Source organism: Streptomyces sp. WG7 (assembly GCF_049975785.1).
Lineage (GTDB): Bacteria > Actinomycetota > Actinomycetes > Streptomycetales > Streptomycetaceae > Streptomyces.
The window spans coordinates 1-6,619 of the sequence record NZ_JBNGGE010000097.1 but is presented as its reverse complement, the minus strand read 5'-3'; the positions used below and the strand labels follow the sequence as shown (position 1 = coordinate 6,619).

General features: G+C 69.8%; 1 protein-coding gene. It reads right to left on the bottom strand.

Features of this window, described 5'->3' with window-relative positions; genetic code table 11:
- Positions 1–6,521: type I polyketide synthase (locus ACP4J0_RS37995; protein WP_426603934.1), on the bottom strand; the 6,521-nt coding region annotated here is incomplete at its 3' end.
- Positions 6,522–6,619: the final 98 nt, after the last annotated feature.

Genomic DNA, 6,619 nt, shown 5'->3' with positions numbered 1-6,619 from the left:
GGCACGACCAGCACCACACTGCTCGGCACGGGAGTCCCGTACTCAACCGCAGTGCCCAGCGCGGCCAGATCCGCGTACTCAGCAGAGGATCCCACCACGATCCAGTCGTCCGTGCGCGGGGGCCGGCCGGTCGTGGTGACGTTCGTCCAGTGCGGTGCGAGGACCACCGTGTCCTGCGAGCCGGCGACCAAGGCACCTTGCGGCAGCGGACGGACGACCAATGAACCGATGGACAGCACCGACTCACCCGTGGTGTCGGCCACCGCTATGGCGACCTCGTCGGAGCCGGTACGGGTCACACACACCCGTACCCGCGTCGCGCCCGAAGCACGCAGGACGAAGTCTGTGAACATGAAGGGCAACTGTGTGGTCTGCGTCGATTCCAGCCCGGCGAACATCGAAGCGTGCAGGACGGCGTCCAGCAACGCCGGGTGCATGCCGAACGCCGCGGCCTGCGTCCACTGGGCCTCAGGCAGCTCGGCCTCGGCCCACACCCTGTCGCCCTGGGTCCAGGCCCGGGTCAGTCCCTGGAAGGCCGGGCCGTACGTCACGTCGTGGCCCGCGTTCATGTCGTACAGGCCCGAGGTGTCGACGGTCGTTGCCCCGGCGGGCGGCCAGGAGACTCCGTCGAAGACGGCGTTGTCACCAGCGGCGGTCTTGTCATCATCGCTGTCGACGAGGACGCCGGTGGCGTGCCGGGTCCAGGTCTCGCTGCCGTCCCGGCAGGCGTGGATCTCGAACGACCAGTTCTGGTCCTGCTCGGTGAGCAGGAGCTGCACCTGGCAGCCGCCCTGGGCCGGGATGACCAGCGGCGTCTCCAGGAGCAGCTCGCCGACCTGGTCGCAGCCCACCGCGTCACCGGCGCGCACGGCCAGCTCGACGAACCCGGTGCCGGGGAAGAGCACCTTCCCCTGTACCCGGTGATCGGCCAGCCAGGGATGCGAGTGAAGGGAGAGCCTGCCGGTGAAGAGCATCCCCCCCGAACCGGGCAGGGGCACCATGGCGCCCAGCAGCGGGTGTTCAGCCGACACCAGACCCGCCCCCGCCACATCGCCTGCCGCTGTCGGGGGGGCGGGCCAGTACCGCTCACGCTGGAATGCGTACGGAGGCAGATTCACCCGCCGGACTTCGGCCCCGGCAAACACCGGCTCCCAGGAGACGGGTACGCCTTGGACAGACAGTTGTGCCAGCGAGGCGATCATCTGCCGGGCGCCGCCTTCGCCGCGGCGCAGCGTGCCCACGACGACGCCGTCCTGCCCGGCGTCCTCCAGAGTTTCCTGGACGGCGGAGGTGAGCACCGGGTGCGGGCTGACCTCTACGAAGACGTTCCGACCGTCCGCGATCAGGGAGCGGGTGGCGTGCTCGAACCGTACGGTTGCGCGCAGGTTGCCTATCCAATAGGTGGCATCGGCCGTGCTGGTGTCGAGCACCTGCCCGGTCACCGACGAGTACACCGGCACCGACGACGACACCGGCGCGATCCCGGCCAGCTCCTCCAGGAGCCGGTCCCGGATCGCCTCCACCTGCACGGAGTGGGAGGCGTAATCCACCGGGATCACCCGGGCACGAACCCCCTCCGCCTCACACCAGGCCACCAACTCACCCACCGCCGAGGGCTCACCCGACACCACCACCGAGCCCGGCCCATTGACCGCGGCGACGGAAAGCCGCCCCTGCCAGTTCTGGATCAGGTCAGAGGCCCGAGCGGCCGGCAGCGGCACGGCGGCCATGCCCCCACGACCGGCCAGCGTGTCCGCGATCGCCTTGCTGCGCAGCGCCACGATGCGGGCCCCGTCGGCCAGTGACAGGCCCCCGGCCACACACACCGCCGCGATCTCACCCTGGGAGTGGCCCACCACCGCGGCAGGCTCCACACCACACGACTGCCACAGCCGTGCAAGCGACACCATCACCGCCCACAACACCGGCTGCACAACCTCAACCCGCCCCAGCGCAGACTCATCGCCCAGCACATCCAGCAACGACCAGTCCACGAACGGGTCCAGCGCCTGAGCGCATTGGGTCATCGCGTGAGTGAACACCGGCGACACGTCGAGCAACTCCCGTGCCATACCGACCCATTGAGCGCCCTGGCCCGGGAACACGAACACCACACCGGCACCCGTGTCCACCGCCGCGTTCCCCTGGAACACACCCGGCGTCGGCTCACCCGCCACCGCAGCACGCAGGCCCGCCAGCAACTCATCACCGTCAGCGCCCGTCACCACCACACGGTGATCGAACAACGACCGCGAGGTCACCAACGACCAGCCCACGTCACGCACGTCCAGGGCGGAGTCGGCTTCCGCCCACTCCAGCAACCGGGCCGCCTGAGCACGCACCGCCTCCGCCGACTTACCCGACACCACCCACGGCACCACAGCCCCGGCGAGACCGGGTTCCGTTTCGGTCGCGGGCGCGTCAGGCTCCGTTTCCGAGGGTGCCTCAAGGATGACGTGAGCGTTGGTGCCGGACACGCCGAACGACGACACACCCGCCCGACGCGGACGGTCACTCACCGGCCAGGGAGTGGCATCGGTCAGCAACCGCACCCCGCCCTCGGACCAGTCGACCTTCGACGACGGCGCATCCACATGCAGCGTCCGCGGCAGCACCCCGTGCCGCATCGCCATCACCATCTTGATCACACCCGCGACTCCGGCGGCGGCCTGTGTGTGACCGAGGTTCGACTTCAACGACCCCAGCAGCAGAGGCCGGTCCTCCGGCCGGTCCTGCCCATACGTGGCCAACAACGCCTGCGCCTCGATCGGATCACCCAGCACCGTCCCCGTGCCGTGCCCCTCCACGACATCCACATCAGCGCTGGACAGCCCCCCGTTCGTCAGGGCTTGCCTGATGACCCGCCGCTGGGCCGGACCGTTGGGCGCGGTCAGCCCATTCGAAGCACCGTCCTGGTTCACCGCGCTGGACCGCACGACCGCCAGCACCCGACGCCCCTCACGGCGAGCATCCGACAACCGCTGCACCACCAGCACACCAGCGCCCTCGGACCACCCCACGCCATCAGCGGCGTCAGCGAACGCCTTGCACCGCCCGTCGGCTGAAAGCCCGCCCTGCTGGGAGAACCCGACGAAGGTGTCCGAGGTGGCCATCACGGTCACCCCACTCACGAGCGCCATCGTGCACTCCCCTGCCCGCAGGGCCTGTGCGGCCAGGTGCAGTGCCACCAATGACGACGAGCACGCCGTGTCCACCGTCATCGCCGGGCCCTGGAGGCCCAGTGCATAGGCCACTCGTCCGGACAACACACTCTGTGAGCCACCTGTCATCAGGTGACCGGCCAGGTCGTCCCGGGAGCGGCCCGCCAATTCGGCGTAGCCCGACGACATCGCGCCCGCGAACACGCCGACCGAGGTGCCGGTCAGCGACGCGGGGTCGATGCCGGCGTATTCCAGCGCCTCCCACGAAGTCTCCAGCAGCAGGCGTTGCTGGGGATCGGTTGCCACCGCCTCTCGCGGGGAGATCCCGAAGAACGCCGCGTCGAATTCTCCGACGTCCTGCAGGAAGCCACCCTCCGCCGTGGCCGAGGCACCGGCCCCGCTGCCGAAGAGTTCGTCCAGGTCCCAGCCGCGGTCGGTGGGGAAGCCTGAGACCGCGTCCCGGCCCTCGGCCACCAGATCCCACAACTGATCGGCGTTCGCCACATTGCCCGGGAAGCGACATGCCGTACCGACGATGACGATCGGGTCGTCGCTGACCGACACCATCGGCGGCAGGCTCGCAGACTCTGCCTCGGCGGGCGTGTCGCCGAGCAGCCCGGCCAGGTGGTCGGCCATGTCGACGATCGTGGGGTAGTCGAACACCAGGGTGGCGGGCAGCCTCAATCCGGTTACGGTCGACAGACGGTTGCGTAGTTCCACGGCGGTCAGCGAGTCGAATCCGAGCGTCTTGAACGCCTGGCCCACGTCGATGTGTTGCGCCGAGAGATGTCCCAACACCGCCGCGACATGCGTGCGGAGGAGATCGTGCAGGAACCGGATGCGCGCGTCGGCGGGAACGGCCCCCCACCGCTGGGCGAAGCCGTCCAGGTTACGGCGGTCAACGCCCGCAACCCGGCGAGCGACCGCATGCGCCACAAGTGACCGCATGAGAACGGGTATCTCGACTTGCGTACGCAACACCGGCAGGTCCAGCCGGGCCAGTGCCATGACTGGCTCGTCGGCGGCCAGGGCCCGGTCGAACAGGTCCAGCCCCTGCTCCACCGACAGCGGCGGCATCCCGGAGCCCCTCAACCGCTGAAAGTCGACCTCCGAAAGAGCCCCTGTCAGCCCCACCTCAGGTGTCCACGCACCCCACGCCAACGACACACCCGGCAGGCCTGCCTGCCGACGCCACTGCACCAACGTGTCGGCGAAGACGTTGCCCGCCGCGTAGTTGCCCTGGCCCGGGCTGCCGAGCATCCCGGCCAGGGACGAGAAGACGACGAACATCGACAGGTCCATGTCCCGCGTCAGCTCATGCAGATGCCATGTCGCGTCCACCTTCGGCGCCAGCACCCGGTCGACCTGCTCGGCAGTCAGCGAGTCGATGACCCCGTCATCGACCACCCCTGCGGTGTGCACCACGCCCGACACCGGATGCTCCGTCAGCAGCCCGGCGAGCGCGTCCCGGTCCGAGACATCACACGCCACCACCGTGACCTGAGCGCCCAGCCCGGACAGCTCCGCCACCAGCTCGACCACGCCCTCGGCCCGCTCACCCCGCCGGCCGGCCAGCACCAGACTCCGCACCCCATAGGACCGCACGAGGTGCCGCGCCACCGCACCGCCCAGACCACCCGTACCACCGGTGACCAACACCGGCCCCTCCACCGCAACAGCGTCGGTGCTGGACGCGTGGCGGGCCAACCGCGGAACCCGCACCACCGAACCCCGCACTGCCAGTTGAGGCTCGCCGGTCGTGACCACACCAGCCAGCACATCGGGCTCAAGATCGGAGCCGTACTCGAGGTCGACCAATGTGATCCGGCCCGGGTTCTCCGACTGCGCCGAGCGGATCAAGCCCCACACTGCCGCACCCGGCAGGTCGATCACTGGGTCGTCCGAGCCCGTGGTCACAGCTCCTCGAGTTGCCACGACCAGCCGCGTCCCGTCGAACCGCTGCTCGCTCAGCCAGCGCTGCACCTGCCCCAGCACCCACACCGTTACCTCATGCGCCTCGCCCACACAAGAATCGGGCTGGAGGGTGAACGGCACCGAGAGGACCACGCACCGCGGGACCGGCGCGCCTCCCGTGACTCCATCGATCAGTGCATTCAGGTCTGCGTACACCGCGCCAGTACCCACAACGACCCAGTCCTCCGCTGGGGAAGCCGGTCCGGCATTCAGGTCAGTCCAACGCGGCGTGAGCACAGCGGTCGCCTGCGGCCCGGAGGCGATATCGCCTTCGGCCAACGCGCGCAGCGACAGCGACCCGATGGACAGCACCGGAGCACCCGTGACGTCGGTGACCGCGACCGACACCTCGTCAGCACCCGTAGGGGTCAGGCATGCCCGCACCTGGGTCGCCCCCGAGGCACGCAGTACCACATCGCCGAACGCGAACGGCAGCAGAGCCGCATCCGACGAGTCCAACTCGCCGTACCGCACCGCCTGAAGGACGGCGTCCAGCAGCGCCGGATGGATACCGAACGCGCCTCCGTGCCCGGCCTGTTGCTCGGGCAGGACGGCTTCGGCCCACACCCGCTCGCCCTGCGTCCAGGCGCGTGCCAGCCCTTGGAACACCGGGCCGTAGACCACATCACCCTCGGATCGGTAGATCCCAGAGGTATCCACCGCCACCGCGTCAGCAGGCGGCCACGACGAGTCACCCAACCCGGCAAAGTCCCAGGCATCAACGGCCGACACGCCGCTGGTCAGGGCGCCGGTGGCGTGTCGGGTCCACTCCTCGCTGCCGTCCGGGCGGGCATGGATGACGAGGGCCCAACGGTCCTGGGCCTGTTCGGTGAGCTGCACCTGGATCTGGCATCCGCCGTGAGCCGGGATGACCAGGGGAGCCTCCAGCACCAGTTCGTCCAGTCGGTCGCAGCCCACCGTGTCGCCGGCGCGGACGGCCAGCTCGACGAAGGCTGTTCCGGGGAAGACCACCGTTCCGCGGACCACGTGGTCGGCCAGCCATGGATGCGAGCGCAGTGATACCCGCCCGGTGAACAGCATCCCGCCGGATTCCGGCAATCGCACCATCGCCCCCAGCAGCGGGTGCTCGGCCGATTCCAGTCCCGCCCCCACCACGTCACCCGTCCCGACGGCCGCCTCGGGCCAGTACCGCCGGCGCTGGAACGGATATGTCGGCAGCTCCACGTGCCGGGCCCCTGCGAACAACGACTCCCAGTCCACAGGGACGCCCTGGACGAACAACTGGGCAGCGCCGGCCGCCAGGGCGGTGTCCTCGGGGGTCTCCGCGCCACCCAACAGGGCAACCGCGGTGACGTCCTGCGTGCAGGTCTGCTGCGCCATCGCACTCAGCACACCACCGGGCCCCGCCTCCACCAGCGTGCGCACCCCCCGCGACTGAAGCCACCCCACCCCATCAGCGAACCGCACGGTCTCCCGCACCTGCCGCACCCAGTACCCCGCAGTACACAGCAGCTCCGCATCAG